Raw genomic sequence first — 26,342 nt, 5'->3', positions numbered from 1 at the left:
TCCGATCAGGAGACGTCGAGGTAGTCGACGTTGGGTCCGCCGTTGGCGGTGGTGCCCGTCAGGCGGACGGTGTTGGCCCCGGCGTTCAGTGACACCGTGAGCGTGGCGTCCGCCCAGGTGTCCCAGTCGCCCGTGCCGGGGAAGTCGCGGGTCTGGACGGCGGCGCCGTTGACCGCGACGGTCATCGGCCGGTTCACCGAGGTGCCGTTGGCGTACCGGATGGTGACGGTGCGCGAGCCGGCCTCGGCGGCGTTCACGGTGAACTCCACGTACGAGCCGGTCACGTTGTCGGCGTTGACGAACCCGGTGCCGGAGAAGCCGGAGTGGTTCGACTCGGCGGCGCCCTGCGAGATCGTCGCGTTCTCGGCCTCGTAACGGGTCGCGGCGCCGGCCGGCCGGGCGCGGATGAGGCGGGTCTCCCCCGGGCGCAGGGTGGCGCTGTAGGAGGAGGCGATGGTGCCCTCGGAGGCGCCCGACCACAGGTTCGTGACGGCGGCCGGGCCGGTGAAGCCGGCCTGCGCCCAGGTGACGCTCACCGTGGAGTTGCCCGACGTGCCGGTGTTGTAGAGCGCGATGACGTAGTCGCCGTTGGCCTCCCGCTTGCGCCACACCTGGTTGACGCCGCTGTTGACGACGCGCTGGGCGGCCACGCCGTCCTGGTTGACCGCGATGAGCCGATCGTTCTTCAGCATCGCCAGGTCGACGGAGGTGAGCGCGGTCAGGTCGGTGCCGAGCAGCAGCGGGCTCGCGGCCATCGCCCAGTGCGTCATGTGCGAGCGGCGCTGGTCGGCGGTGAGCCCGACCTGGTCGCCGTTGCCGATCTGCAGCGAGTCGTAGTCGTTCCAGCCGCCCGGACCGGCGTACTGCTGCCAGGAGGCGGCCGAGTTGAACCGGCTGACGACGTGCGACCAGTCGGTGAGCGGGTAGCCGCTGCCGTTCGGGCCGGAGCCGCAGTAGCACTCGACGTCGCCCTGGGTGCGCCAGCTGTTGGCCAGCCGCTTCCAGGTGGTGGCCTGGGCGATCGGCAGGTTGTTGGAGAGCGCGAAGTTGATCGGCCGGCCGGTCTGGCGCAGCGCCTTGTCCCACGCCTCCACGTCCGCGACCGTGGAGGCGTCCACGCCGTCGATCTTGAGGTAGTCCACGCCCCACGAGGCCATCTGGTCGGCCCACGAGTTGATGAACGCCTGCGCGCCCGGGTGGGAGTAGTTGAGCCGGTACATGTTCTTGCAGTTGTAGTTCTTGTGCGTCTGCGAGGTGTCCGCGATGTCCTTCGCGTGGTACGACGTGCCCTCGATCGGCTTGTTGGCGGTGACGGCGTTCTTCGCGATGCCCGGGGTGACGTAGAAGCCGAACTTCAGCCCCTTGGCGTGCACGTAGTCGGCCAGCGCCTTGATCCCGGACGGGAACTTGGCGCTGTCCACCGCCCAGCGGCCGTAATTGTCGACGACGAAGCCGTTGGAGTCGCACTTCTGGTAGAAGTCGTCGAGGTTGACGTAGACGTAGCCCTTGTCGGCCAGGCCGCTGCTGACCAGCGCGTCCGCCTGCGCCTTCATCTTGGTCTCGTCGGGCCAGCGGCGGACGAAGCTCCAGCTGCTCCAGCCCATCGCGGGCCTGATGGACAGCCCGTTGTCCGAGGCGGCGGCCGGCGCCGCGGGCACGGTCAGGCAGGTGGCGGTCAGCGCGAGCGCCGCGAACACCGCTCTCATGAGGTGCCTCCCGTCGTGACGTCGACGTAGTCGAGGTTCGGGTTGCCGCCGTCGGTCGTCGCGGTGACCCGCAGCGTGTTGGCCCCGGCGTTGAGCGGGACGGTGAACGTGTCGCTCACCCAGGTCGTCCAGGCGCCGGTGCCGGGGTAGTCGCGGTTCTGGGCGGCGCCGCCGTTCACGGTGACGGCCGCCGGGCGGGCGGTCGTCGTGCCGTTGGCGTAGCGCAGCGCGATCGTGGCGGTTCCGGCCGCGGGCGCGTTGATCGTCCACTCGGTGTAGGAGCCGGTGACGTTGTCGCCGTTGACGAAGCCGGTGCCGGAGTAGCCGGCGTGGTTGGACTCGACGGCGCCCTGCGAGATCGTGGCGTTCTCGGCCTCGTAGCGGGTGCCGGTGGAGCCGCCGCCGCCCGCGTACTGGCCGCCGACCCACGCCTCGTCCACCCGCCAGCGGGCGACGCCGTGGTGCCCGGTCTTGGAGAGCCGGACGTAGCGGGCGGTGACCGCGTTCAGGTCGATGAACTGGACACCGCGAGCGTTCGGCACGGTCCCGGTCTTGACCGCGCTCCCCCAGGTCGAGCCGTCGTTGCTGACGTGTACCTGGTAGTCGGAGATCCGCGCCGACCCGGACGACGGGTAGACGGTGGAGTCCTCCCGCTGGTTGACCGCCAGGTACCGGATGGGCTTGGCGGACCCCAGGTCGAAGGTGAGCCGCGCGGGCTCGGCGGCGTCGCTGTCCCAGTAGGTCAGGTAGTTCCCGTCGCCCGCCGCCGCCGCGCCGTGGCCGCTGGTGGACGAGCTCGCCGACAGCGTGACGCCGGTGTAGATGCCCTGGCGGCCGCTGGTGAGGACCTTGAAGACGGTGTCGTACTGGTCCCAGCCGGAGATCCCGCTGAGCGTCAGCGTGCCGCCCGACTGCGTGAACGCGACCGGCGCGCCCGTGCGCAGGTTCGTCACCGAGCTGACCCGGTAGCCGTTGTCGCGCAGCGACAGCGTGCTGCCGGACGGCGGCGTGATCACGTGGATGTAGTGCCGGTTCGGGTCGTCCTTGGCGACGGTGGTCACGCCGTGCGCGCCGTTGTTCCAGAAGCCCGGCTTGAGCCCGCCGAACATGTAGCCGCCGCCTTCCGTCCCGCCGAGCGACTCCCAGATCTCCCCCAGGTACGTGTTCGCGAAGTTGTTGAAGCTGACCTGCTGGGCGGGGAACTTGCCGTTGACCATGGGCGTCTCGGCCATCAGCGCCTTGACCGACGAGCCCGCGTTCGTGATGAGCCGGCCGAGCGTGAGCTTGCGGTCCACGGCCTGGTCGGAGCCGCCGTACCACCAGGGGCCGCCGGTGGGCAGCTTGAAGTCGGCCTCGATCAGCCGGGGCAGCGCCGTGTAGACCGCCTGCGGGTAGTCGTACGACGGCGTCATGCCGGTCTTCTGCTCGTTGCTGATCATGTCCATGATCGGCGTGTCTTCGTTGTTGTTCGAGATCGTCATGTCGGGGCGCTGCTGGTAGATCTTGGCGTAGAGGTCGTTGCGCTCCCAGTAGGCGTTGTCGTTGTCGATCCAGAACCCGGCGAGCTTGGGATAGCGCTGCATCTGCTCGAAGAACTGCAGGTAGCTGAACTCGCCGAACCCGTCACGGGTGGTCAGGTCCACGTCGTGGCCGACGTAGCTGGAGAAGGCCGAGGAGTTGAGCCACGACCCCGACGACAGTCCCTCGTTGTGCCACTGCGGGTCGTCGGTCATGTAGTGGATGACCTTCAGGCCCTGCGCGTCGGCGGCGTCGATCAGCTCGCCGAGGAAGTCGCGCGTGGTGCGGCAGGAGCCCGGGATCGCCGACGGGTACGGCCGGGCGTAGCCGAGCCGGCTGTGGAAGGTGGCCAGCACGATGTACTGGGCGTGCAGCTTCTTGGCCTCGTTCACCCAGTAGGAGGCGCTCCAGCCGCCGTTGGTGACGTCGGCCTCCCACGCGCTGCAGCTGGTGTGCTGCGGCGAGGTCCGCTCGCCCCAGTGCAGGAAGAGGCCGGCGATCGAGTTGCGCAGGAAAGCCTGGCGCGGGTGTTGCAGGTCGGCCCGCGCCGGGGCGGCGGTGAGCAGGCCGAGCACGAGCGCCAGGACGGCGAGCATCGCCGTGCGTCTCATGGTGCGTCTCCTAGGATCCGGGGTCGAACGCGGGGTCACTGCTGATGGCCACCCGGTCGAGGCGGGCGCCGTCCTCGCGGTAGGCGAAGGTGATCGTGCGCGCTCCGGCCGCCAGGTCGTACGTGACGGGCAGCTTGGCCCAGTGCCAGGAGGTGCCGATCGGGATGTTGTTCCAGTTCGTCCACGAGCCGGTGCCCGAGCGCACCCAGAACGAGTCGTCGCCGTCGTTGGCGGCGATCACGCGGGCCCAGACGGCGAACGTGCCGTCGTGCTCGACCGTGAACGGGATCGTCGTCCAGCCGGTGGAGGGCGCGCTGGACTTGCTGTTGTTGCCGGCGGCGACGGTCACGTACGAGCCTCCGGACGCGGCCTGGTCGGCGGCCGTCTGCATGGGGGCGGTGACCGTGCCCGCCTCCGCCTCGGCGTACAGGCTGTCGGGGGTGCCGGGGACGGGCGTGGAGTTGGTGGCGCGCACGCGCAGCGCGCCGCCGGAGGAGTCGGCGCTGTCGCGCACGGCGTAGCCGCTGACGCCGCTGAACCCGACGTCGTAGGGGCTCCCGCTGCCGCGCTGCGCGACGACGCCGTTCAGCCGCACGTCGGAGGCGTCGTCGGCGATCACGTAGGGCCGGTTGTCGTTGTCCTCGAACCGGGTCTCGCCGTTGAGCGTGACGCCGGTGGCGTGCCTGATCCAGTAGCCGTACGAGGGGCGCGCGCCGTAGTCGCGCGGCGGGTAGGTGGTGAGGAACTCGCCGGGCACCCGGGTGGCCTCCGAGGCGGGGTGGCCGCCGGGGACGGTGAGGTCGACGTTCTGGAACGTGATGCCGGGGCCGAGGTCCACGGACGGCGTGCCGGTCAGCGTGCTGGTGTAGTCGGAGGCGCCCACCGTGCCGGTGACCACGGGCGCGGTCAGGTTGGTCCCGGTCACGTTGGAGATCGTGATATTCCGGATCCGTCCGGCGGGGGGCGAGCCGGGGCAGCGCTTGCGCTCACCGATCTTGAAGAAGAACGGCGACGTGGTCTTGGTGAGCGTCACGTTGTCGTAGTGGACGTCCTCGATGATCGCCCCGTCCATGGACACGATGCCGATGCCGGCCTTGCCCGCGCCCAGCACGGTGATGTTCTCGAACCGGAAGTCGCGGAAGCTCCCGCAGGTCTCCGACCCGAACTGCAGCGCGTTGTTCTCGTGCGAGTAGACGGTCGTGTCGCGCACGCGGACGTTCTGGCTGGTGTAGGTGTGGCCGAGCGCGTAGTCGCTCTTGAACACCAGGGCGTCGTCGCTGGCCTCGATGCGGCTGTTGGTGACGGTGACGTTCCAGCTGTTGATCAGGTTGATGCCGTCGCGCACGCCGCTGCTGGAGTTGATCGTCTTGAGGTTGTCGATCGTGACGTCGTGGCAGCCGTTGATCAGGGCGGCGAAGTGGCCGCCGCGCCGGAACGTGACGCCTTCGAGGCTGACGTTCGAGCACTCGGTGAGGGTCAGCGCCTTGTCGGCCTGGCCGGAGGACGGGTTGCCGGTGATGAGGTTGCCGTCGCCGTCGATCGTGCCGGTGCCGGTGATGTGGAAGTCGGTGATGCCGCTGCCCCACATGAGCGAGTTGTGGAAGTGGCTGTGGCCGTAGTCCTGGTAGTCGTCGTTGGGGTTGGACTCTGCGGCGTCCATGCCGCTGCTCGCGGCCAGCAGCGTCGCGCCGGAGTCGAGCCTGAGCGTGACGTGGGACTTCAGGTGGATGGTGCGGGCCCGGTAGCGGCCGGAGGGGAAGACGACGGTGCCGCCGGGGGCCGCGCTGGCGGCGTTGATGGCGCGGTCGATGGCGTCGTCGTCGTTGGTCGAGCCGTTGCCGGTGGCGCCGTAGTCGCGCACGTTGAACTCGGCGAGGGCCTGCGCGGGGAGGGGTGTGGCTCCGAGCAGGGCCAGGGCGCATACCAGCAGGGCTCGGGCGAGCGGTTTCATGGCTGGAGCTCCACGTAGTCGAGATTGGGCAGGCCGCCGGCGGTGGTGGCGGTGAGCCGGACGGCGTTGGCGCCGGGGACGAGGGGCACGGTGACGGAGGTGGACACCCAGGTGGTCCAGGCGCCGGTGCCGGGGGCGTTCAGGGCGGATCCGGCGGCGGTGCCGTTGACGGTGACCGCGAACGGCCGGTTGGTGCTCGTGCCGTTGGCGTACCTGATCGTGAGGGACCTGCTGCCGGCCGCCGCCGCGCTCACCGCGAACTCGACGTAGGCGCCGGCCACGTTGTCGGTGTTGACGAAGCCGGTGCCGGAGTACCCGGCGTGGTTCGACTCGGCGGCGCCCTGGGAGATCACGGCGTCCTCGGCCTCGTACCGGGTCCCGGCAGGCGGCTGGGTGTTGGAGATGTCCTTGCCGTTGACGCTCACCCGGGACAGCACGAGGTTGTCGACGTTCGACGCGGTCGGCGTGGCCGTCGTGATCCCGGTGAACGTGCTGTTGGAGATCGTGACGTTCTTGATGTGGTCGGTCGGGCGGCCGTCCAGGTCGTACGCCTTCGCCGCGCCGTCGATCGTGAGGCCGTCGGCGGTGAAGTTCTGCACGACCGGCGGCAGGGAGCCCGAGGTCTCGTAGTTGAGCGTGACGTACAGGGCGCTGCGCTCCAGGTCGTGGCCGGTGATGCGGCGCAGGTGCACGCCGTCCACGAAGCCGCCGCGGTTGAAGCTGGTCTTGACGTAGAGGGCGTACTTGACCGGGTAGCGGCCGGGGAAGTCGGGCGCGTTGCACTCGCAGTCCTCGGCGAACACGTCGCGGACCCCGCCGGACATCTCGCTGCCGATGGTCACGCCGCCCCACCGGCCGCTGAACTTGCAGTTCTGGATCACGATGTTCTGCGAGGGGCGGTTCACCCGGCGGCCGTCGCGGTCGCGGCCCGACTTGATGGGGACGCAGTCGTCGTTGGTGTCGAACTTGCAGCCGGTGATCAGCACGTCGGTGCAGGAGTCGGGGTCGCAGCCGTCACCCTGGGAGTTGGTGGAGTAGAAGGTGACGTTCCGGACGGTGACGTTGGTGCAGTAGACCGGGTGCAGGGTCCACATCGCCGGGTTGCGCAGGTTGACGCCCTCGACGAGCACCGCCGTGCAGTTGTAGAGGCCGATCATGTTGGGCCGCAGCTTGTGGCCGCTGCCGAACTGGCGCTGCGCCACCGGGTGGTCGTTCGCGCCCCATTCGCGGAGCTGGTCGCGGTCCGCGCCGCCGCTCCCCCACGACGACCAGTCGCCGGCGGGCGCGTTGCCGTCGATCGTGCCCGTGCCCGTGATGGCGACATTGGTCTGGCCGTTGGCGTAGATGAAGGGCGAGTAGTTGTAGCACTCGATGCCCTCCCAGCGGGTGAGCACCGTCGGCAGGTAGGAGCCGGGGTCCGTGCGGAACCTGATGGTGCCGTTCACCTGGAGGTTGACGTTCGACAGCAGGTGGATCTTGCCGGTGCGGAACGTCCCTGACGGCACCACCACGCGGCCGCCGCCCGCCGCGTTGCAGGCGGCGATGGCGTCGCGGAACGCGGCCGTGCAGTCGGTGGAGTTGTCCGGCTTGGCGCCGTAGTCGGTGATCGGGAACGCGCGGTCGGGGAAGGCCGGCGGCACGATCCTGGCGAGGATCTCGGGGACCCGGTCCCACGGCGACGCCGCCCCGGTGGCGGCCCCGGTGGCGGCCCCGGTGGCGGCCCCGGTGGCGGCCCCGGTGGCGGCTGGGGCTTTGCCGGCCGAGCCCGCCGCACCCGGGGCGACGGACTCGGCGTACGTGGGGCCGCCGGTCGTACCGGTGCCGGCGAGGAGGGCGCCGCCCACTTTGATCAGGTCGCGCCGGGAGATCGTCATTGGACCACCTCCAGGTAGTCGAGGTTCGGGCAGCCGCCCGCAGTGGCGGCGGTGAGGCGGACGGTGTTGGCCCCGGCGGCGAGGTCGGCCACCACGCTCCGGGACGCCCAGGTGGTCCAGGCGCCGGTGGCGGGGAAGGACAGGCCGGAGGCCACGACCCGGCCGTTGACGGCCAGGTCCGCGGGGCGGTCGGCGCCCGTGCCGTTGGCGTACCGGACGGTCAGCGTGGCGGGACCGGCCGCGGCGGCGGTGTGCCGCCACTCCACGTAGGCGCCCGCCACGTTGTCGGTGTTGACGAACCCGGCGCCGGAGAACCCGGCGTGGTTCGACTCGACGACGCCCTGCGAGATCGTCGCGTTCTCCGCCTCCAGCCGGGTGGCGGTGGCCTGCACCTGCTTGTACGCGCGCATGTCACGCAGCAGCAGGTAGCAGTTCTGCAGCGAGCCGGAGGTGTCGCCGAGCGAGCGGTAGATGCCCCACTTGGGGCGGACCCGGTCGCCGAGGAAGGTGTCGCCGGTCCTGGTGGCGTCCACGAGCGTGGCGCCGCCACTGCGCAGCACCCACCGCACCGAGCCCGAGCCGCCGTCGCCGATCTTGATCTCGTACTCGGTGTCGATCCACTTGTCGTGCAGCGGCTCGAGCTCGGTGCGCCCCACCAGGGTGTCGGACTCGAAGATCTTGTGTTCGATGGTCTGCACGCCGTTCACGCGGCGCAGCGACGTGACCGTGATCGGGCTGGTGCCGGTGCCCGGCATCTTGGTCTGGCTGATGTGGGTGAAGGTCGTGGTGGCCTTGAGCGAGCTCGGGATGTACATCGAGTACGTGACCCGCCACGTCTCCCCCGCCAGCCAGCGCAGGTAGCCGTCCGGGTTCCGGTTGCCGGTGACCTCCTGGCGCTGCCGGTCCGTCGAGGTGTCGCGGTCGGCGGTGTGCATGTTGAAGCGGAAGGCGTCGCCCTCGACGTAGATGTGGGGCTGCCCGGCCGGGTGCGAGTCGGCGCGGTCGTCCTCGATCGTCTCGAACGCGCGCAGCCCGACGGCGGCCGGGTCCGGCGCCCACATGAGCTTCCAGGCGGGGGCGGCGGCCGAGGCGGGCCTGGCGGGCAGGGCGGGGGCGAGGAACGCGGCCCCCACCAGGGCGCCAAGCTGGCGGCGGGTCACGTTCATGTCTGGACCTCCAGGTAGTCGAGGTTGGGGCCGCCGTTCGCGGTGGTGGCGGTCGCCCTGACGGTGTTGGCGCCGGCGATCAGCTGGGCGGAGACCGTCGTGGACTGCCAGGTGGTCCAGGCCCCCGTGCCGTTGAAGGGCTTGGCCGCCGCCACGACCGTGCCGTTGACCGCGATGTCCATCGCCCGGTTGGCCGTGGTGCCGTTGGCGTAGCGGAGGGTGAGCGTCGCCGTCCCCGCCGCGGCCGCGTTCACGGTGAACTCGACGTACGAGCCGGCCACGTTGTCGTAGTTGACGAACCCGGTGCCGGAGAAGCCGGCGTGGTTGGACTCGACCACGCCCTGCGAGATCGTCGCGTTCTCGGCCTCGTACCGGTTGCCCGGCGGCGAGCCCCCGTACAGGACGCCGTTGATGCGCACGTCGCGCAGCACGACGTTGTCGGCGTTGGACAGCTGGGGGGCGGGGGTGTCGATCTGCGTGAAGGTGCTGTTGGCGATCGTGACGTTCCGGATGTGGCTGGCGGTGGAGCCCGACAGCTTGATCGCGAACGGCGAGCCGGCGATGTTCAGGCCGTCCACGGTGATGTTCTGGATGACCGGGTCGACGATCGGGCCGTTGCCGGGGCCGGTCAGGCTGTAGTTCATGTCGATGTAGAAGCCGCCCCGGTCGCACGGGCCGCCCGTCAGGTTGCGGACGTGCACGCCGTCCACCGTCCCGCCGCGCCGGTTGTTGGTCTTCAGGTAGAGGGCGTAGAAGGAGTGGTAGCTGGAGCCGGCGAGGATGCGGTTGTTCTCGGCGAAGACGTTGCGGACGCCGCCGGACATCTCGCTGCCGACCGTGATCGCGCCCCAGCGGCCGTAGTAGGTGTTGTCGCGGATGACGATGTCGGTGGACGGCACGCCCACGCGGCGGCCGTCGGTGTCGCGGCCCGACTTGATGACGGTGCCGTCGTCGCCGGTGTCGAACGTGCAGCCCTCGATGAGCACGTCCGACGAGGATTCGGGGTCGACGCCGTCCACCATCGCGCCCCGGCTATAGATTTTGACCCGCCTGATCGTGATATTTCGGGATAAGACGGGGTGGATGGTCCACATCGCGGGGTTCCTGATGTCCAGGTCCTCGACGAGGATGTTCCGGCAGCCGTAGAACTGGATCAGGTTCGGCTTGAGGAAGTGGCCGTCGCCGAACTGCCGCTGCTCCACCGGCACGCCGTCCACGGCCTGCTGCTGCAACCGGTCCCAGTCCGGGCCGCGCTGGTCGTCGAAGCCGAACCAGGGCCCGGCCGCCGCGTTCCCGTCGATCGTGCCGGTGCCGGTCAGGGCGATGTCGGTCTGGTTCCTGGCGTAGATGAAGGGCGAGTAGTTGAAGCACTCGATCCCCTGCCAGCGGGTGAACACCGCCGGCAGGTACGAGCCCGCGTCCGATCTGAACCGGATCGTGCCGCCCGCCTCGACGTGCAGCCGCACGCCGGACAGCAGGTGGATCTTGCCGGTGCGGAACTTGCCGGTGCCGGGCACGAGCACCGTGCCGCCGCCCGCCGCGTTGCAGGCCGCGATGGCGGAGCGGAAGGCGGCCGTGCAGTCGGTGGAGTTGTCCGGCTTGGCACCGTAATCGGTGATCGGGAACGTGCGATCGGGGAAGGCCGGCGGCACGATCCTGGCCAGGATCGCGGGCACCTGGTCCCAGGGGGAGTCGAGCGCCTGGGCCGTGGCGGGCGCCGGCGGCAGCACGGCGCCCGCCTGCACGGGGACGAGCAGCGCTCCTTTGAGCACGGCCCTTCTGGAGGGATGCATCGGAGGCTCCGGGGGGTGGATCCGGCGACCGCGCGCTGGCGCGGCCGCCGGCGATGAGGGGGGTGACTACTGGATGTTGGAGCGGCGGATGGTGTCGGCCGAGCCGTCGCCGTTGTTGTCGGAGTTGGTGGAGCCGAACCAGATGGCGTTGGCGCCGGGCACCTTCTCGACCGCGCGGAGCCGGCCGTACGTGCCGTTGAAGTACGAGTTGACCGTGGAGACGTTCTCGCCGTTCAGCACGATGCGCCACAGCCGCTGGCCGCGCAGCGCCGCCATGAACACCGTGTTGTTGACGATGGCGATGCCGCTCGGCGAGGCCTCGGAGACGCTCCAGGTGTACTTCGGGTTCGTCATGCCGGACGTGCTGCAGGTGCCCTCGCAGGTGGGCCAGCCGTAGTTCTTGCCCGGCTGGATGAGGTTGAGCTCGTCACGCGAGGAGTTGCCCAGCTCCGACTCCCACAGCCGGCCGGCCGAGTCCCAGGCCAGGCCCTGCGGGTTGCGGTGGCCGTAGCTGTAGACGCGGGTGCCGAACGGGTTGCCGGGCGCGGCGGCGCCGGTCTTGGTGATGCGCAGGATCTTGCCGTTGAGCGAGTCGAGGTCGGGGGCGTTGCTCGACTGCTGGGCGTCGCCGGTGGTGACGTACAGGTAGCCGTCGGGGCCGAACCTGATGCGCCCGCCGTTGTGGTACCGGTTCTTGTCGATGCCCTGCAGGACGGTGGCGTAGCCGCTGAGCGCGGTGCCGTTGAAGTTCATCTTCGCGACCCGGTTGCCCTCGGAGGCGGTGTGCATGAAGAACACCTCCTGGTCGGTCGTGCCGTTCCAGGTGGGCGAGAAGTCCAGGCCCATCAGGCCGCCCTCGCCGCCGGTGGTCTGCACGTTGGGCACGGTGCCGACCTGCGTCTTGGTGCCCGAAGGGGTGATCTTGAAGACCTTGAACGTGTCGCGCTCGGTCACCAGCGCGTACGTGCCGTCGGGCGCCCAGGAGATGTCCCAGGGCACGTCCCAGCCGCCGGCGATGCTGGTCGGCGTCTGCGGCACGGTGCCGCAGCTGCCCGTGGTGAACGACGCGGACGGCGCGCTCGGCGTGGAGAGCTGGTTGGCCGTGTCACGCGCGACCACGTGCACCTGGTACGTGCGCGCGCACTCGAGCGGCACGCTGGCCGTCGTGGCCGGCGGGGTGCCGGTGACCGTGGCGAGCACGGCGTTGGTGGCGTTGTCGCGCACGAGGTAGGCGCGCACGCCGTTGTCGTCAGTGGAGGCGCCCCAGGTCACGGTGGCGGAGGCGGACTGCACGCCGCTGACGGTGGGCTGCCCCGGCTGCGACGGCGGGTTGTCGGCGGGCGCGGGCAGCGTCTGGCAGTTCGCCTCGGGGCTGCTCAGCGACACGTTGCCGGAGGCGTCGCGGGCGAAGACCGACAGCTGGTAGGAGAAGTTCGGGTTGAGCCCGGTCAGCCGGTACGGCGGCGCGGTCGCGGTCGCGATCTGCTGGCCCTGGTGGTAGATGTCGTAGGCCACCACGCCGATGTTGTCGGTGGACGGCGGCCAGTCCAGGGTCAGGGCGTTGTGCGTGATGTCGGAGCACGTCGGCTGGCCCGGCGAGGTCGGCTTCTCGGTGTCGCCGGGGCCGGTGACCCGGAGCCGGTCGAGGTTCGGGCCGCCGTTGTCGGTGGTGGCCGTGGCCCTGACCGTGTTGCCGCCCGCGTTGAGCGGCGCGTTCACGGTGATCTCCTGCCAGGTCGTCCAGGCGCCGGTGCCGGGGAAGGAGCGGGCGGTGGCGACCGCGGTGCCGTTGACGGCGATGGTCATCGGCCGGTCGGTGGTCGTGCCGTTGGCGAAGCGGAAGGTCAGGCTCTGGGTGCCGGCGGCGGCCGCGCTGACGGCGAACTCGACGTAGGAGCCGGTGACGTTGTCGAGGTTGACGAAGCCGGAGCCGGTGAACCCGGCGTGGTTGGACTCGACGACGCCCTGCGAGATCGTCGCGGACTCCGCCTGGTAGTCGGTGAAGTTCGACGACTGGACCTCGGCGTCGAGGTAGTCCCAGTTCGGGTTGCCGCCCGCGCCGGTGGCGGTGGCCCTGATCGTGTTCGTGCCGGCGTTGACCTGGGCGGTCAGCGTGATCGTGGTCCAGGTGGTCCAGGCGCCGGTGGCGGGGAAGGAGCGGGCGGCGGCGACGGTCGTGCCGTTGACCGCGATGTCGCTGGGCCGGTCGGCGCCGGTGCCGTTGGCGTAGCGGAAGGCCAGCGTGGCCGTGCCCGCGGCGGGCGCGTTGATCGTCCATTGCGTGTAGGAGCCGGCGACGTTGTCCCCGTTGACGAAGCCGGTGCCGGAGTAGCCGGCGTGGTTGGACTCGACGACGCCTTGGGAGATCGTCGCGTTCTCGGCCTCGTACCGGGTGGGCGCCGCGTCCGCCGGGAGGGCCGGGGCCATTCCCAGGGCGAGTAAGCAGGCGATGACGCAGGCCCGGGACTTGCTGAAGTTCATCGGGCGCTCCTGGCTGAGAGTGATGCCGGGTGTAAGGAAGGGGAGCTTTCCAAACGTTTGCCATAAACCGACAGGCGCGTCAATAGTTGGAACGGTCCATTGCTTAGGAAAGTTTCCTAACTTTACCGCATCGATACATCGGATGACATCGACCGGTAGACAGGGCGCCACGCCGCGATGTATGCCTGAGGTGCGCAAGGAGATCGGAGCCATGGCCGCCGATCGAGCAGGACCGCACCGGCGTGCACGGCATCACAGCTCGTCAGACCCCGGAGTGATACATGGGACGTCTTCGCGCAATCACCGCCGCGACGCTCGGCGGCCTGTTATTTCTGCAACCGGTTGCCGTCAGCTCGGCCGCGGCAGCCACCCTCTACGAGGCCGAGAACGGGACGATCTCGCAGGGGGTCGTGGAGTCGAACCACGCCGGGTTCACCGGCTCCGGGTTCGTCAACCTCGACAACGTCGCCGGCTCCTCCGTCGAGTGGACCATCCAGGCGGCGGACCCCGGCCCGGTCACGCTCGTCCTCCGCTACGCCAACGGGACGGCCGCCGACCGCCCGATGACCCTCACCGCCGGCGGCACCGGCACCACCCTGTCCTTCCCCGGCACCGGCTCCTGGACCACGTGGCGGACCGCCACCGTACGGGTCACGCTGACAGCCGGCGCGAACGCGGTCAAGGCCACGTCCACCACCGCCAACGGCGGCCCGAACCTCGACTCGCTCAGCGTGGACCCCTCCTCGACCGGCACCGACTGGTCCAGGGCGGTGGTCGACTCGACGATGGCCCGCTTCTCCCCCAGCACGCTCGGCGGCTGGAGCTACCCGCAGGGCCTCTACCTCTGGGGCCAGTACCTCGTCTACCGGCGCACGGGCGAGCCGCGCTACCTGCAGTACATCAAGGACTGGGCCGACCGGTTCGTGGACTCCTCCGGCGGCATCTCCCAGAGCTTCGGCAACCTCGACAGCATGCAGGCCGGCAACGTCCTGCTCGCCCTCTACCGGGAGACCGGGCAGGCCCGCTACCGCACCGCCGCGGCCAAGATCAGGACCCGGCTGAACACGTACCCGCGCACCTCCGACGGCGGCTGGTGGCACTCCACCTCCACCTCCCGCGAGGGGCAGCTCTGGGGCGACGGCGTCTACATGGTCGACCCGTTCCTCGCCCGGTACGGCGCGTGGGTGGCGGCCGACTCCTTCACCGGCACCGAGCCGGCCAGGCAGCTCGAGATCTACTGGAGCCACCTGCGCCGCACGTCGGGCCAGGCCGCCGGGCTGCTCTACCACGCCTACGACGAGCCGGGCGGCCCCACCGCGTCCTGGGTCAAACCCTCGCTGGGCAACACGAACGGGATCTCCTGGTGCCGGGCGATGGGCTGGTTCGGGATGGCCGTGACCGACATCCTCGAGCTGATCCCGGCCGACCATCCGCGCCGGGCGGCGCTGATCGACATCCTGCGCGAGCTCGTGCCCGCGTACGCCCGCTGGCAGGACCCGGCCACGGGACGCTGGTGGCAGGTGGTCACCGAGCCGTCGAACCCGTCGAACTGGACGGAGACGTCATGCTCGGCGATGTACACGTACACGATCTCGCGGGCAGTCGAGCGCGGCTACGTGGACGCCTCCTACCGCGCGAACGCCGAACGCGGCTACCAGGGAGTGCTCGCCCAGGTGTCGCTCGGCTCCGACGGGCGGACCAACCTCGTGGGCGTCAGCGAGGGCACCAACGCCAGCGACTCGCTCAGCTACTACTTCGGGCGCGCCCGGCCGGTGAACGACTTCCACGGGCTGGGGGCGTTCCTCATCATGAACGAGCAGCTGAGCCGCTGAAGTGTGTATTTTGGTCACTTCCGTATCGCCTGCAACACGGAGAGAGACCGCGTGCGTTCCGCAAGACTCGTCCTCGGCGCCGCCCTCGCCGCCGGTCTCCTGCCCATCACCGCTCCCCCGGCCACGGCCTTCGCGACCGCACCGCTCGTCGCCGGGTCCGCGACCGCACCGCTCGTCGCCGGGTCCGCGACCGCACCGCTCGTCGCCGGGTCCGCGACCGTGCCGGCGCCGGTCAGGGCGCGGCTCGCCGCGCCCGGCGTGGTTTCGGTGGGGATCAAGGGGCAGGCGCAGCGGACCAGCTACTACTGCGCCCCGGCGTCCAGCGCGATCGTGCTGCGCGCGTTCGGCGTCAAGCGCAGCCAGGACCAGCTGGCCGAGGAGATGAAGACGAGCGCCGAGACCCGCTCGACCAAGCGGGAGGACATGCTGGGCGTGCTCAACGCGTACGTCAGGCCGGAGGGCTACCAGTTCCGGCTGACGTACGCGAAGGACGACCCCGCGGCGCTGATGGCGCGGGTCTCCCAGGCGGTCGGCGTGCTCGGGAAGCCCACGATCGTCGCGGTCCTCGGCAACCGGCTGCCCTGGAGCAGGAAGAAGCACGACTTCGGGCACGCCATCGTCGCCTACGGCTACGACACCGCGAAGGGCACGATCACCGTCTGGGACCCGAACGCGCGCCGGGGCGCCACGGGCACCCACGTGATCGCCGCCAAGGACCTGGCCGCCGTCGTCTTCGACCTGCCCCGCAGAGGGGTCGGCGGGGTGTTCGAGCTGTCCAAACCGCTCCTGTCGCGGTGACGGCAGCGCCCTAGGATGAGTCCCGTGGGGGTCGAGTTCGGGATCCTGGGCGAGGTCAGCGCGTGGGCGGACGGCCGGCCGATCAACCTCGGGCCCGCGCGGCAGCGCTGCGTGCTGGCGGCCCTCCTCGTCGACGCCAACCACCCCGTCTCCCTCGACCAGCTGACCGACCGCGTCTGGGGGGACGCCCCGCCGCAACGGGCCGCGGGCACGCTGCACAGCTACCTGTCCCGCCTGCGCTCCATCCTGTCCCCCACCATCCCGCCCGCTGCCGACCCATCCCCCTCCGGCGGCATCCACCGCAGCGCCGCCGGCTACCTCCTGCGCGTGCGGGAGGAAGCGGTGGACCTCCACCGCTTCCGCGCGCTGCTGGCCCGGGCCCGAGCCGGCGACGACCAGGAGGCCGCCCGGCTGTACGAAGCCGCGCTCGGCCTGTGGCGCGGCGAGCCGTTCGCCGACCTGGACACCCCGTGGCTGGCCGCCCTGCGCCACACGCTCCAGACCGAACGCCTGTCCGCCCGGCTCGACCACCACGACGTCCTGCTCCGGCTGGGCCGGCACGCCGAGCTGCTGCCCGAGCTGACCGTACTGGCCGATCGCCACCCGCTCGACGAGCGCCTCGTCGGACAGCTCATCCTCGCCCTCTACCGCAACGGCCGCCAGGCCGAGGCGCTCGACCGCTACGAGCGGACCCGCCGCCGGCTGGCCGAGGAGCTGGGCGCCGACCCCGGCCCCGACCTGCGGCGGCTGCACCTGCGAATGCTCCGCGCCGAAACCACGCTCACCCCGCGCCCCGTTCCGGTGCCCCGCCAGCTTCCCCCGCCGCCGCCGTCGTTCGCGGGGCGCTCGCGCGAGCTGGCCGCCCTCGATCGGATCATGGCCGCGCCCGGGGACACGGTGGTGATCTCCACCATCGGCGGCACGGGCGGCGTCGGCAAGACCTGGCTCGCCCTGCACTGGGCGCACGGCAACCTGCCCCGCTTCCCCGACGGCCAGCTGTACGTGAACCTGCGCGGCTTCGACCCCTCCGACGCGCCCATGCCGCCCGAGACGGCGGTGCACGGCTTCCTCGACGCCCTGGGCGTGGACGCCGCGGCGGTGCCCGTCGGCCTGGAGGCGCAGGCCGCGCTCTACCGCAGCCTGGTGGCGGGCAAGCGGATGCTGATCGTGCTCGACAACGCCCGCGACACCGACCAGGTGACCCCGCTGCTGCCCGGCAGCCCGTCCTGCGCGGTGCTGGTCACCAGCCGCCGCCAGCTGCCCGGCCTCATCACCGGCCACGGCGCCCGGCCGATCCCGCTCGACGCCTTCGACCCGGACGAGGCCCGCCAGGCGATCACCCGCCTGCTGGGCGAGGAGCGGGTGCGGGCCGAGCCGGACGCGGTGGCCGACCTGCTCGACCGCTGCGGCGGGCTGCCGCTGGCGCTGGGCATCGTCGCGGCCCGCGCCCGCATGCATCCCGGCTTCCCGCTGGCCGTGCTCGCCGGGCAGCTGCGCGAGGACTCCTCCCGGCTCGACCTCCTGGACGCCGGGGAGCAGACGGCCAGCCTCCGCGCGGTCTTCTCCTGGTCCTACCGGGCGCTCACGCCGCCCCCGCCGACCCTCGCGCCTGGCCCCATCCCGCCGCCCACACCGACTCCGCCACCCTCGATGGCCCCGGCTCCCCCTCCGACCAGCGGCGGGCCGCGACGTGCCGCCTGCTCGACCACTACCTGCACACAGCCCACGCCGCAGCCCTGACCATCAACCGCAGCCGCCAGCCGCTGCCCCTGGACGAGCCCCACCCGGGGACGTCCCCGGAGAACCCGGCCGACCACGAACAGGCGATGGAGTGGTTCGCCGCCGAGCACCCCACGCTCATGGCCGCCGTCCGGCACGCCGCCGACGCCGGCCTCGGCACCCGCGCGTGGCAGATCGGCTGGACGCTCAGCGACTACCTGGACCGCCAGGGGCGCTGGCTCGACCTGCTCGCCGCCCACCGCGCCGCGCTCGCCGTCACCCGGCCGCAGGCGGACCGGTTCGGCGAAGCCCAGTCCCATGCCGGAGCGAGCCGCGCCCTCATCAGGCTCGGCCGGCTCGACGACGCGCGGGCCTACCTGGAGCGGGCGATCGCCCTGTTCACCGAGCTGGGCGACCGCGACGGCCGGACCCGTGCGCACCTGGGCCTCGGCTTCGTCCACCAGAAGCAGGACCGGCCCCGCGCCGCCCTCGACCAGTTCCATCAGGCCCTCGCGCTCCACCGCGAGGCGGGCAACGAGGCGGGCGCGGCCTTGTTCCTGAACTCGATCGGCTACCAGCTCGTCCTGCTCGGCGAGTACGAGGAGGCCATCCCGTACTGCCAGGAGGCCCTGGACCTGCACGCGAAGCTGGATTACCGGCACGGCCAGGCCAGCGCGGGCGACAGCCTCGCCTACGCCTACCACCACCTCGGCCGCTTCGCCGAGGCCGCCGAGCTCTACCGGCGTTCGATCGGCCTGTTCCAGGAGGTCGGGAACCGCTGGCACGAGGCCGACACCACCGTCCACCTCGGCGAGATGTACGACGCCGCCGGCGACCGCGCCACCGCCCTCGACACGTTCCGCCGCGCCCTTGAGCTGCTGGAGCAGCTCAACCACCCGGACGCCGACCGCCTGCGCGCCAGGCTGGCCAAGTAACCCTTAGACGTTACTCGAAATGGACAAGGTGGTCACCCAACGCATTGCTAGCTTGGCCGGGCATCGCCATCCATACGGAGGGAAACAGCTTCATGGCTATATCGTTCGGCCGCATGACCCGTCCCGTCGGCCTCGGCCTCGCCGTGGCGCTCGGCGCCACGCTGTCCTTCGGGACCGCCACGCAGGCGTCCGCCACGACGGCGTCGTCGGCCCAGAGCGTCGCCGAGCAGCGGGTGAGGGTCTACGAGCTGGTGACGAAGGACGGCGGCTTCTTCTACACCAGCAACGAGGCGGAGAAGGAGAGCGCGATCAACAAGCACGGCTGGTCGGTGACCCAGACCCCGATGTACTACATCTCGCGCGCCCCCTTCGCCGGCGGCAAGCCGCTCTTCCGGCTGCGCTGGGAGAACAAGGCCTCCTACATCGTCACCGGCTCCATCTCGGAGCGGGAGTCGCTCGTGAGCTCGGGCAAGTTCCGCTACGAAGGCATCCTCGGGTACGCGCCCGCCGCGGCCTCCCCCGGTGAGACGGTGAAGATCTTCCGCCTGTCGAACAACAACAAGTGGCGCCTGGCCATCGACTCACACACCCAGAAGATCCTGGCCAACGAGCCGGGCTGGAAGCTCGACGGCCAACTGCTCAACCAGTTCAGCAAGGCCGGCTGAGCAGCAGCTCGTCGTACGGGGGCGCGCCGGCTCGCGGGCGCGCCCCCGTACCTTTTGGACGATTCAGCGGAGGCACAGCTCCAGGAGCGCCCCCGCGCGGGGCGTGCGGTCGATCCACACCTCTCGGCCGCGCCGCTCACGGGCGATGAGCCGCGCCGCGACCAGCCGGTCGCAGTGGAACGTCAGGCTGCTGGGCGGGATGTTCATGCCGCCGGCCAGCATGGTCATGGTCATGGGATGGTCGAGCGTACGCAGCAGCTCCGCCCGTACGGGTCCCACCAGCTCCGAGAGGTCATCGCTGTCCGTACGCCACAGCCTCCCGGCCGCGGGAACCGGATACGCGATCCACACGGCCTCCGGGTCGTCCAGCCCGACGATCAGCGCGTCCTTGCCCGCCAGCATCGGCACGAGCACCAGCGACCGGCGCCCCAGCTCGTGGACACCGGCCGCGACCCCCTCGATGACCAGGCCGTTCTCGGTGCGGGCGAGCCGCCCGGCGAGCGAGCCGAGGAGCGCGTCCGCGCCGCCGCGCACGCTCGCGACGCCCACCCGCGCGACCTCCCTGTCGAGGAGCGGGCGCGCCCTGCTCCACAGCGGCTCGGCGACGGCCCACACGTCGGCGAGCGCGCCCGCGTACCCGCGCAGCCAGCGGTCGGGCCGGTCGGCGGCGGCCCGCCAGTGCGCGGGCAGCGGCCCGAACGCCTGCTCCAGGTCCTTGAGCAGGAGCTCGGGCGACATGTCATGCAAGCGATCGATCTGCTCCTGGACGGAGACGTCACCGACGGGAGCGCACGGCATGACGCTGTCCGGCACCACCGCATGGCCGGGTGCGCCCAGGGGCCGCACCACCTCCTTCGACCGCCAGCCGGACCGTGCCTGCACCGTCCTTCGCCACGATTGGGGCAGACCGCGACAACGGCCCGCGAGCGCATCCGTGATCATGGCGAGCACGGTCAAACTCGGGGAGAGCGACACCGAAATTCGCGGCGTCGCGGATATTCGTATTTCCGTCCGTGGGTAAGCGCTGAATATGTCCGACCGCCAATCACTCGTCCCGTACCTTCCACTGTGCCGGGCCGGTCTTGCACGGATCGTGTGGGTTCCATGAATCCCCTGCTCACCTCGGGCGCGCCGGGCGCGAGGCCCCGGCCGGAAAGAAGTAAGTGCTGATGTCTAGGCGAAAGGCGGGCGCCCGGATATGGTGCGATACGGGCAAGCCATAACAGTGCATCGTCTCCGGGTTCCGATCGGTGGGCACCGCATGCCGGATCTGACGTTCGCCATTCAGAGATTGCCGGGCGTGAGCGTGATCTCGGTGGCCGGCGAGGTCGACGTCGCGACGGCCGGACAACTCGATCGCCATATCCGCGACAGCAGGCGGCAGCCCGGCGAGCACGTGGTGATCGACCTCAGCGAGGCGCAGTTCCTGGGCAGCGCGGGCCTTCGCGTCCTGCTCAACACCCACGCCTACGCCCGCCAGCACGGCGGCAGCCTGCACCTGGCCGCCCCCGATCCGAAGCTGGCCCGGATCATGGAACTCACGTGGGCGCACACCGTCCTGCACGTACACACCACGGTGGAAGAGGCCGTACTCGCCGCCCTCAGCGGCACGACCCACGAATCACTCGGCCCCGTCGACGCCGGCGACCCCTGCTGAGCCGCCCGCTCCCCCTGACGCTCTCGCCTGGGAGAACCGCCCCCATCGCCCCCGCCCCGACCGACACCCGACTGGACCACCCCAACCTGACCGCCTCCGCCCCGCCACCAGGCACATCGTTTCGGTGTGCTTCGTCGCCACCGGCCATACAAGGCAACCTCATCGCTGTCAGGACACAAGGGCGGCAAATGCCTTGAACGGTCGGGCGCTGGAAGAAGTACCGGCCCGGCCCTCAGAAACCTGCTGCCACCGCGGCGCCCAGCCCCAGCAGGACGACGCCCGTGGTCACTCTGAGTCCCCGCATGACGGCCGGCTGCGATACCAGGGCGCGCCCTCGGCCGACGGCCCAGGTGAGCAACATGTACCAGGAGGCGCTGACGAGCGCCCACAGGGCGCCCAGGGCGACGGTTGACAGGAACACCGGACCTTCCTCGGTCACGAACTGGGGCAGCACCGAGACGGCGAACACGCCCGCCTTGGGGTTGCCGAGGTTGGTGCTCAGGCCGATGAGGTATCCGCCCGCGAAGCCGGTGCGGCGCCCGCCCTCGTGGGTCGGGCGGGTGGAGACGGTGGTGAGCGCGGTCCGCAGCGTGTTCACCCCGAGGATCATCAGCACGATGCCGCCTGCGATCCGGAGCACCGCGTACGCGGTGGGGCTGGCCAGCAGGACGGCGGACAGCCCGGCCGCGGCGGCCGTGGACCACAGCAGGAAGCCGCTGGCATTGCCCGCGAGCGTGCCTCGGAGCGTACGTTGGCCGCCTTCCAGAGCCTGCCGGATCATCAGGGCTTGACTCGCGCCTGGCAGCATCGCCAGCAGCAAGGTGGTGACGATGAAAACGGGCACATGCGTGGGCATGGGGAAAGAACCCCTTCCGGGAATTGCGGCCGATGGATGTCCCACCAGGCTTCCAATACCGCGCCCCTAAGAGAAGTTAAAAGAGAAGGGTGCAGCATTAGAATTAGTGAATGGTGGTGGATCCGGGACAGCTGCGGCTTCTCGCGTTGATCGAGCGGCACGGCTCCCTGACGGCGGCGGCTCACGCACTCCGGCTCACGCCCGCGGCGGTCACCCAGCAGGTGGCCAAGGCCGAGCGCGACTGGCAGGTGCCCCTGGTCATCCGTGGTCCTCGCGGAGCAACGCTCACCGCGGCCGGTGCGCTGCTCGCCTCCCACGGTCGAACCGTGGAGGAGGCATCGGACAAGGCCGAGGCGCAACTGGCCGCACTGCTCGGCCACCTCTCGCTCCGTCTGCGGATCGGGACGTTCCAGGCGGCTGCCCTGCACCTGCTGCCACCGGCCCTGACGGCCCTGCGGCACCGCCATCCGGACGCCGACGTCTCGGTCGTAGACGTGGTGTCCGGACGCGGAGCGGACGAGATCAGCGCGGGGCGCCTGGACCTCGCCATCGTCGCGTCCTGGGGCACACCACTCGCGCCGCCCCCACACCTACGGGCCCACTCGCTCCTGCTGGACCCGATGGTCGTCGTTCTCCCCGATGACCATCCACTGGCCACCGGGCAGCCCGCGGACACCGAACTTCACCTGGAACAACTGCGCGACGAATCGTGGGTTTCCATCCTGGCCGGCCATGCCGCCCGCGAACAGTTCCACGACGCTGCCCGCGAGGCCGGCTTCACTCCCACCGTGCGGTTCGAGACCGAGTCCTACGACGTCGCCCAGGCCCTCGTCGGCACTGGTATCGCAGTGGCCCTGGTCTCGCGCCTGGCCCTGACCCACGCGCCTGGCACCACCCATCGCGAACTGGCCCACCCCAGGCCCTACCGCCAGCTCTACGCCGTGACCAAAACCGACGCCAGCCTCACACCACTCGCGGACATGCTCATCGACCTCCTACGTGATGTCGCCCGCGACATCACCGCCACCTGGGAGGCCCCCCTGCAAGAAACGCAACGCTGATCGAACTCACCGCACGAAGCCTGAAAAGCCCCCTTGTCCTCTCCCACCTCACGGACCTCTCTCGCCGCCACCCGTCACTACCGGCGCGCTGGAGGTCCGCCGGGTGGCGATGGGCTCGCGTGGCTCACGACTGCAAGGTGAACGAGCACAAGGCAACTGCTCACGAGTCGAAGCCCCAAAGACGGCAGGGCGGAAGACGGCAACCCTGGAGGCGATGGCTCGGGGCAAATGGCCCTGGATGCGATGAGTCGGGAGTCAGTCCCTCGGGTAGCGGGCGGGAGCCGGATGGGCGGGTGTCGGGGTGGGCGCTGTGGGCGTGGGCGCTGTGAGTCGATGATCGTGCGGGCGGCTGATCGCGCGGGCGGGTCGTGCCAGCGGCTGACCCGCCGAGCGGTGATCCCGCGGTCGGCTGATCGCACGAGCGCCGACCGTGCGAGCGGTGGTCGCACGAGCGCCGACCGTGCGAGTGGTGACTGCACAAACATGGGCCACACGAGCGGTGACCGCGCCAGCGGTGATCGCGCGAGCGGGGACGGTAGGTTGGGGGGCATGCCGCGTGACACCCTGACCCGGGACCAGATCGTCCGGGCCGCCGTCTCGGTGCTCGACGCCGAAGGTGTGGACGGGTTGAACATGCGGCGTCTCGGCACCCAGCTTGGCGCGGCGGCCACGGCCATGTACTGGCACGTCAAGAGCAAGGACGAGCTGGTCGTGCTGGCCGCCGACCACGTGTGGGACGAGATCGAGCTGCCCGACCTCGCCGAGGTCGGATGGCGGGCGGCCGCGGCGGCGCTGGCCGGCGGTGCGCACGACATGCTGGGCCGCCACTTCTGGATGCTCCCGGCCATGAGCACCCACCTCATCCACGGCCCCAACAAGGCCCGCTACGACGACCGCTGCCTGGCCGTCTACGAGGCCGCCGGGTTCAGTGGGCCGGACGCGGACCAGGCGGCGGCGACCGTGCTCATGTTCGTCATCGGCGCCGCGCAGGGCGAGGCGGCCGAGCTGGCGTGGCGGGCCCGGCTCCGCAGGGCGGGGGCGGACGAGGAGCAGCAGTTGCGTGACACCATCGCGCGCATCAGCGAGATCGCCGAGCAGTTCCCCCGGTTGAAGGCCCGCGCCACGCCGTCGGTGGAGGCCGCCCGTTCCCTGCCGGACGAGGACTCGTTCGAGTTCGGGCTGCGCACGATCCTCGACGGGCTGGAGGCGCGGCTGGCTAGTGGAAGTACGCGCTCGCGGCCGGAGTCGCCAGCAGGACGATGACGGCCGCCGAGCCCGCGGTCGTCAGCACGAACCGGATCACGATCAGCGGCCGCAGGATCGCGGGGAACGCCTCCTGCGCCGCGCGCACCACCGCTCTCCCGTCGAGCTCCCGCACGCCCGGCTCCTCGGACTTCTTGAAGGCCGCCTCGACGTAGCGGGCCGCGAGGACCTGACTGCCGGTGACGAACGCGCCCGCGGTCATGAGGAGCCCGGCGGCGATCCACGACAGGATCCGGCCCACTCCGTTACCCGCGAGGCCGAGCGAGGCCAGCGTCGCCAGGGCGGCGCAGATGGCGAGCGGGAACAGCAGCTCCACGACGCTCTCGGCGAACTTGACCCCGTGCCGGGCGAGCACGCCGGCAGGCAGGCCCTGCCGGGTCACGACCACCTCGGCCGCGCGCTGAGCCCGCTCCCCGTGGGTGTGGACGAGGACGGGCAGGACGAGGAACAGCACGGCGAGCGCGTACTGCAGCGTGGACGCGATGACGACGGAAAGCGGCACGGGACCCTCCGGGGACGACGACTTGCACAATGTTCAAGTCCGACGGTAGGGGCGACTTGAACATTGTGCAAGTGGCGATTGAGGGAGGGTCATCGGTAGGCGGCGGCCTGGAGGGTGTAGAGGTCGGCGTAGAGGCCGTTGAGGGACATCAGGGTGTGGTGGTCGCCCTGTTCGGTGATCTTGCCGTGGTCGAGGACGTAGATGCGGTCGGCGTAGCGGACGCTGGCCAGGCGGTGGGTGATGAGCAGGACGGTGCGGCCGTCGGAGTGGTGGCGGATGCGTTCGAAGAGGGCGTGTTCGGCGCGGGCGTCGAGGGCGGCGGTGGGTTCGTCGCAGATGAGCAGGTCGGCGTCGCGGTGGAAGCCGCGGGCGACGGCGATGCGCTGCCATTGGCCGCCGGACAGTTCGTGGCCGTCTTTGAAGCGGCGGTCGAGCAGGGTGCGGTAGCCGTGGGGGAGGTCGGCGATGACCTGGTCGGCGCCGGCGACCGCGGCGGCGGCGTGCAGGGCCTGCTCGCCTTTGCCGGTGCCCATGGTGATGTTGTAGCGGGCGGTGAGGGGCCAGCGGGTGTGGTCCTGGGCGATGACGGCGGTGCGCTGGCGCAGGTCTTCGGGGTTGACCTGGCGCAGGTCGGTGTCGTCCCAGCGGACGGTGCCGGTGTCGGGTTCGTACAGGCCGGACAGGATTTTGGCGAGGGTGGTCTTGCCGGAGCCGTTCTCGCCGACGAAGGCGATGACCTCGCCGCGTTTGATCTCGATGGACACCTCGCGCAGGGCGGGCTCCTCGGCGCCGGGGTAGGTGAAGGTGATGTCATCGGCCGTGATGCGGTCGAAGCCGACCGGGGCCGCGGCCGGGCGGGGGCCGGTCAGGCGGCGCTCGGCGTCCTCGCAGAACTCCAAGAAGTCGGTGAAGTAGAGGCCCTGCTCGTAGAGGCTGTTGGTGGCGTACAGGAAACTGCTCAGCGAGCTCTGGCCCGATCTGATCGCCAGGACCGCGGTGCCCGCCACCGCCAGCGGGATCGCGGCCACCGCCAGGAGGATGCCGAGGGCGACGTAGACGAGCGCGGCGCCGAGGCCGCCGAGGGCTTCGCCGACGAGCCGGGCGACGGTCTGGCGTCTGGCCAGCTGGAGCAGGACGTCCTGCTCGGCCCTGGCCACCGCGTCGTACATGCGCAGCAGGAAGCCGCGCATGGTGAACGAGCGGACCTCGGCCGCGGCCTCGCGCTCGGCCAGCAGCTCCGCGATGATCCACTTGCGGCGGCGGGCCGGGATCAGGCCGTACATGGTCGAGTAGCGCATGCGCGCGCTGCGGACCGCCGCCCAGGCGTCGGGCAGGACGGCGAGCAGCAGCAGCGGCAGGAGCACCGGGTGGAGCAGGCCGAGCACGCCGGCCGCGGCCGCGATGCCGACCGCGGCCGTGACCACGTCGATGGCCGACGACACCACCCAGTCGGCCACGCCCGCACCCCGCGCCCTGGCGCGTTCGAGGGCGTCGTGGAATTCCGGGTCGTCGTAGGCCACGAGCTCCACCCGGCTGGTCAGCCCGAACAGGCGCTCCTCCGTCAGCCGGGTGATCTGCGGGGTGAGGCGCGACTCCGCCCAGCCCGCGCCCGCCTGAACGGTCGTGCGCAGCACGGCAGCGCCGCCGACCAGGACGAGGCTGGGCAGCGCGGCCAGCACGCGGTCGGGAGTCGGGCCCTCGCTGAAGAGGGCGGTGAGGACGCCGGTGGTCGCCAGCAGGCCGAAGGCCGTGAAGACGCCGCCGAGGAGGTTGAGCGTGATCGTGGCCATGGTGTCGCGCCGGCTCGCGCCCCAGGCCATGCGCATCGCCTGTGCCACGAGCGACGGCAGGCGGCGGGCGATGGTCAGGAAGCCGACCTCCGCCATCTTGTCGTTGTGAACGTTCCAGGTGGGGGTGGCGATCTCGCCGAGTTCGAGAGGCTCATCCTGCATGC

At 70.8% G+C, this 26,342-nt stretch carries 19 protein-coding genes; 8 read left to right on the top strand and 11 right to left on the bottom strand.

Annotated elements, in window-relative coordinates; translation table 11 throughout:
- Positions 1-5: 5 nt before the first annotated feature.
- The 7 genes from HD596_RS28705 to HD596_RS28670 form a co-directional block, all read right to left on the bottom strand.
- Positions 6-1,706 carry a CBM35 domain-containing protein gene (locus HD596_RS28705; protein ID WP_185072417.1) on the bottom strand — a complete coding sequence of 567 codons (1,701 nt, stop codon included), beginning with the start codon at positions 1,704-1,706 and terminating at the stop codon, positions 6-8.
- Positions 1,703-3,835 (bottom strand): discoidin domain-containing protein, encoded by a 2,133-nt coding sequence (locus HD596_RS28700; RefSeq protein ID WP_221519563.1) that lies wholly within the window; start codon positions 3,833-3,835, stop codon positions 1,703-1,705. The genes HD596_RS28705 and HD596_RS28700 overlap by 4 nt, the downstream gene beginning before the upstream one ends.
- A 10-nt stretch (positions 3,836-3,845) precedes the next feature.
- On the bottom strand, positions 3,846-5,786 hold the full coding sequence (locus tag HD596_RS28695; protein WP_185072416.1) for a glycoside hydrolase family 28 protein: 1,941 nt from the start codon (positions 5,784-5,786) through the stop codon (positions 3,846-3,848).
- The gene (locus HD596_RS28690; RefSeq protein WP_185072415.1) at positions 5,783-7,660 is read right to left on the bottom strand and encodes a glycosyl hydrolase family 28 protein; all 1,878 of its coding nucleotides are present in this window, start codon (positions 7,658-7,660) and stop codon (positions 5,783-5,785) included. The genes HD596_RS28695 and HD596_RS28690 overlap by 4 nt, the downstream gene beginning before the upstream one ends.
- Positions 7,657-8,826 (bottom strand): CBM35 domain-containing protein, encoded by a 1,170-nt coding sequence (locus HD596_RS62150; RefSeq protein WP_246554917.1) that lies wholly within the window; start codon positions 8,824-8,826, stop codon positions 7,657-7,659. Before HD596_RS62150 ends, HD596_RS28690 begins: the two co-directional genes overlap by 4 nt.
- Positions 8,823-10,619 carry a glycosyl hydrolase family 28 protein gene (locus tag HD596_RS28675; protein WP_185072414.1) on the bottom strand — a complete coding sequence of 599 codons (1,797 nt, stop codon included), beginning with the start codon at positions 10,617-10,619 and terminating at the stop codon, positions 8,823-8,825. The genes HD596_RS62150 and HD596_RS28675 overlap by 4 nt, the downstream gene beginning before the upstream one ends.
- Positions 10,620-10,685: 66 nt before the next feature.
- Positions 10,686-13,100, bottom strand: a complete 2,415-nt coding sequence (locus HD596_RS28670; RefSeq protein ID WP_221519562.1) for a PQQ-dependent sugar dehydrogenase — start codon at positions 13,098-13,100, stop codon at positions 10,686-10,688.
- Between the two features lie 281 nt (positions 13,101-13,381).
- Here HD596_RS28670 and HD596_RS28665 point away from each other — a divergent pair, with 281 nt between their 5' ends.
- The 5 genes from HD596_RS28665 (at position 13,382) to HD596_RS28650 (ending at position 19,049) form a co-directional block, all read left to right on the top strand.
- On the top strand, positions 13,382-14,932 hold the full coding sequence (locus HD596_RS28665; RefSeq protein ID WP_185072413.1) for a glycoside hydrolase family 88 protein: 1,551 nt from the start codon (positions 13,382-13,384) through the stop codon (positions 14,930-14,932).
- A gap of 51 nt (positions 14,933-14,983) precedes the next feature.
- Positions 14,984-15,730 (top strand): C39 family peptidase, encoded by a 747-nt coding sequence (locus tag HD596_RS62145; protein WP_185072412.1) that lies wholly within the window; start codon positions 14,984-14,986, stop codon positions 15,728-15,730.
- A gap of 24 nt (positions 15,731-15,754) precedes the next feature.
- A complete protein-coding gene (locus tag HD596_RS28655; protein ID WP_221519561.1) occupies positions 15,755-17,470 on the top strand; it encodes an AfsR/SARP family transcriptional regulator in 1,716 nt (571 codons plus the stop codon).
- An 86-nt stretch (positions 17,471-17,556) separates the two neighbouring features.
- A complete protein-coding gene (locus HD596_RS60500; protein ID WP_221519560.1) occupies positions 17,557-18,384 on the top strand; it encodes a tetratricopeptide repeat protein in 828 nt (275 codons plus the stop codon).
- Between the two features lie 113 nt (positions 18,385-18,497).
- On the top strand, positions 18,498-19,049 hold the full coding sequence (locus HD596_RS28650) for a hypothetical protein (RefSeq protein ID WP_185072411.1): 552 nt from the start codon (positions 18,498-18,500) through the stop codon (positions 19,047-19,049).
- A 63-nt stretch (positions 19,050-19,112) separates the two neighbouring features.
- On the opposite strand, the gene HD596_RS28645 is transcribed toward HD596_RS28650, so the two are convergent.
- Positions 19,113-19,898, bottom strand: coding sequence for an ArsR/SmtB family transcription factor (locus tag HD596_RS28645; RefSeq protein ID WP_185072410.1), 786 nt, complete (start codon positions 19,896-19,898; stop codon positions 19,113-19,115).
- Positions 19,899-20,247: 349 nt separating this feature from the next.
- Here HD596_RS28645 and HD596_RS28640 point away from each other — a divergent pair, with 349 nt between their 5' ends.
- Positions 20,248-20,706 carry an STAS domain-containing protein gene (locus tag HD596_RS28640; RefSeq protein ID WP_313044893.1) on the top strand — a complete coding sequence of 153 codons (459 nt, stop codon included), beginning with the start codon at positions 20,248-20,250 and terminating at the stop codon, positions 20,704-20,706.
- 232 nt (positions 20,707-20,938) lie between these two features.
- On the opposite strand, the gene HD596_RS28635 is transcribed toward HD596_RS28640, so the two are convergent.
- Complete coding sequence (locus tag HD596_RS28635) at positions 20,939-21,562, bottom strand: LysE family translocator (RefSeq protein WP_185072408.1); 624 nt, start codon at positions 21,560-21,562, stop codon at positions 20,939-20,941.
- Between the two features lie 110 nt (positions 21,563-21,672).
- Here HD596_RS28635 and HD596_RS28630 point away from each other — a divergent pair, with 110 nt between their 5' ends.
- Both HD596_RS28630 and HD596_RS28625 read left to right on the top strand, forming a co-directional pair.
- Positions 21,673-22,623, top strand: a complete 951-nt coding sequence (locus HD596_RS28630; RefSeq protein WP_185072407.1) for a LysR family transcriptional regulator — start codon at positions 21,673-21,675, stop codon at positions 22,621-22,623.
- A gap of 549 nt (positions 22,624-23,172) precedes the next feature.
- Positions 23,173-23,886: a TetR/AcrR family transcriptional regulator gene (locus tag HD596_RS28625; RefSeq protein WP_185072406.1), complete on the top strand. Its 714-nt coding sequence runs from the start codon at positions 23,173-23,175 to the stop codon at positions 23,884-23,886.
- Here the strand turns inward: HD596_RS28625 and HD596_RS28620 are convergent.
- Together HD596_RS28620 and HD596_RS28615 are read right to left on the bottom strand one after the other, a co-directional pair.
- Positions 23,840-24,388 carry a hypothetical protein gene (locus HD596_RS28620; protein ID WP_185072405.1) on the bottom strand — a complete coding sequence of 183 codons (549 nt, stop codon included), beginning with the start codon at positions 24,386-24,388 and terminating at the stop codon, positions 23,840-23,842. The genes HD596_RS28625 and HD596_RS28620 overlap by 47 nt on opposite strands.
- 89 nt (positions 24,389-24,477) lie before the next feature.
- Positions 24,478-26,340: an ABC transporter ATP-binding protein gene (locus tag HD596_RS28615; protein ID WP_185072404.1), complete on the bottom strand. Its 1,863-nt coding sequence runs from the start codon at positions 26,338-26,340 to the stop codon at positions 24,478-24,480.
- Positions 26,341-26,342: the final 2 nt, after the last annotated feature.

This window comes from Nonomuraea jabiensis, from assembly GCF_014204795.1.
Taxonomy (GTDB): Bacteria; Actinomycetota; Actinomycetes; order Streptosporangiales; family Streptosporangiaceae; genus Nonomuraea; species Nonomuraea jabiensis.
This window is presented reverse-complemented; position numbering and strand designations above follow the sequence as displayed.

Excerpts from the sequence above, each read along its gene's own strand:
- HD596_RS28705 (WP_185072417.1), bottom strand. The coding sequence starts at position 1,706 with ATGAGAGCGGTGTTCGCGGCGCTCGCGCTGACCGCCACCTGCCTGACC.
- HD596_RS28700 (WP_221519563.1), bottom strand. The coding sequence starts at position 3,835 with ATGAGACGCACGGCGATGCTCGCCGTCCTGGCGCTCGTGCTCGGCCTG.
- HD596_RS28695 (WP_185072416.1), bottom strand. The coding sequence starts at position 5,786 with ATGAAACCGCTCGCCCGAGCCCTGCTGGTATGCGCCCTGGCCCTGCTC.
- HD596_RS28690 (WP_185072415.1), bottom strand. The coding sequence starts at position 7,660 with ATGACGATCTCCCGGCGCGACCTGATCAAAGTGGGCGGCGCCCTCCTC.
- HD596_RS62150 (WP_246554917.1), bottom strand. The coding sequence starts at position 8,826 with ATGAACGTGACCCGCCGCCAGCTTGGCGCCCTGGTGGGGGCCGCGTTC.
- HD596_RS28675 (WP_185072414.1), bottom strand. The coding sequence starts at position 10,619 with ATGCATCCCTCCAGAAGGGCCGTGCTCAAAGGAGCGCTGCTCGTCCCC.
- HD596_RS28670 (WP_221519562.1), bottom strand. The coding sequence starts at position 13,100 with ATGAACTTCAGCAAGTCCCGGGCCTGCGTCATCGCCTGCTTACTCGCC.
- HD596_RS28665 (WP_185072413.1), top strand. The coding sequence starts at position 13,382 with ATGGGACGTCTTCGCGCAATCACCGCCGCGACGCTCGGCGGCCTGTTA.
- HD596_RS60500 (WP_221519560.1), top strand. The coding sequence starts at position 17,557 with ATGGAGTGGTTCGCCGCCGAGCACCCCACGCTCATGGCCGCCGTCCGG.
- HD596_RS28650 (WP_185072411.1), top strand. The coding sequence starts at position 18,498 with ATGACCCGTCCCGTCGGCCTCGGCCTCGCCGTGGCGCTCGGCGCCACG.
- HD596_RS28640 (WP_313044893.1), top strand. The coding sequence starts at position 20,248 with ATGGTGCGATACGGGCAAGCCATAACAGTGCATCGTCTCCGGGTTCCG.
- HD596_RS28635 (WP_185072408.1), bottom strand. The coding sequence starts at position 21,562 with ATGCCCACGCATGTGCCCGTTTTCATCGTCACCACCTTGCTGCTGGCG.
- HD596_RS28630 (WP_185072407.1), top strand. The coding sequence starts at position 21,673 with ATGGTGGTGGATCCGGGACAGCTGCGGCTTCTCGCGTTGATCGAGCGG.
- HD596_RS28625 (WP_185072406.1), top strand. The coding sequence starts at position 23,173 with ATGCCGCGTGACACCCTGACCCGGGACCAGATCGTCCGGGCCGCCGTC.
- HD596_RS28615 (WP_185072404.1), bottom strand. The coding sequence starts at position 26,340 with ATGCAGGATGAGCCTCTCGAACTCGGCGAGATCGCCACCCCCACCTGG.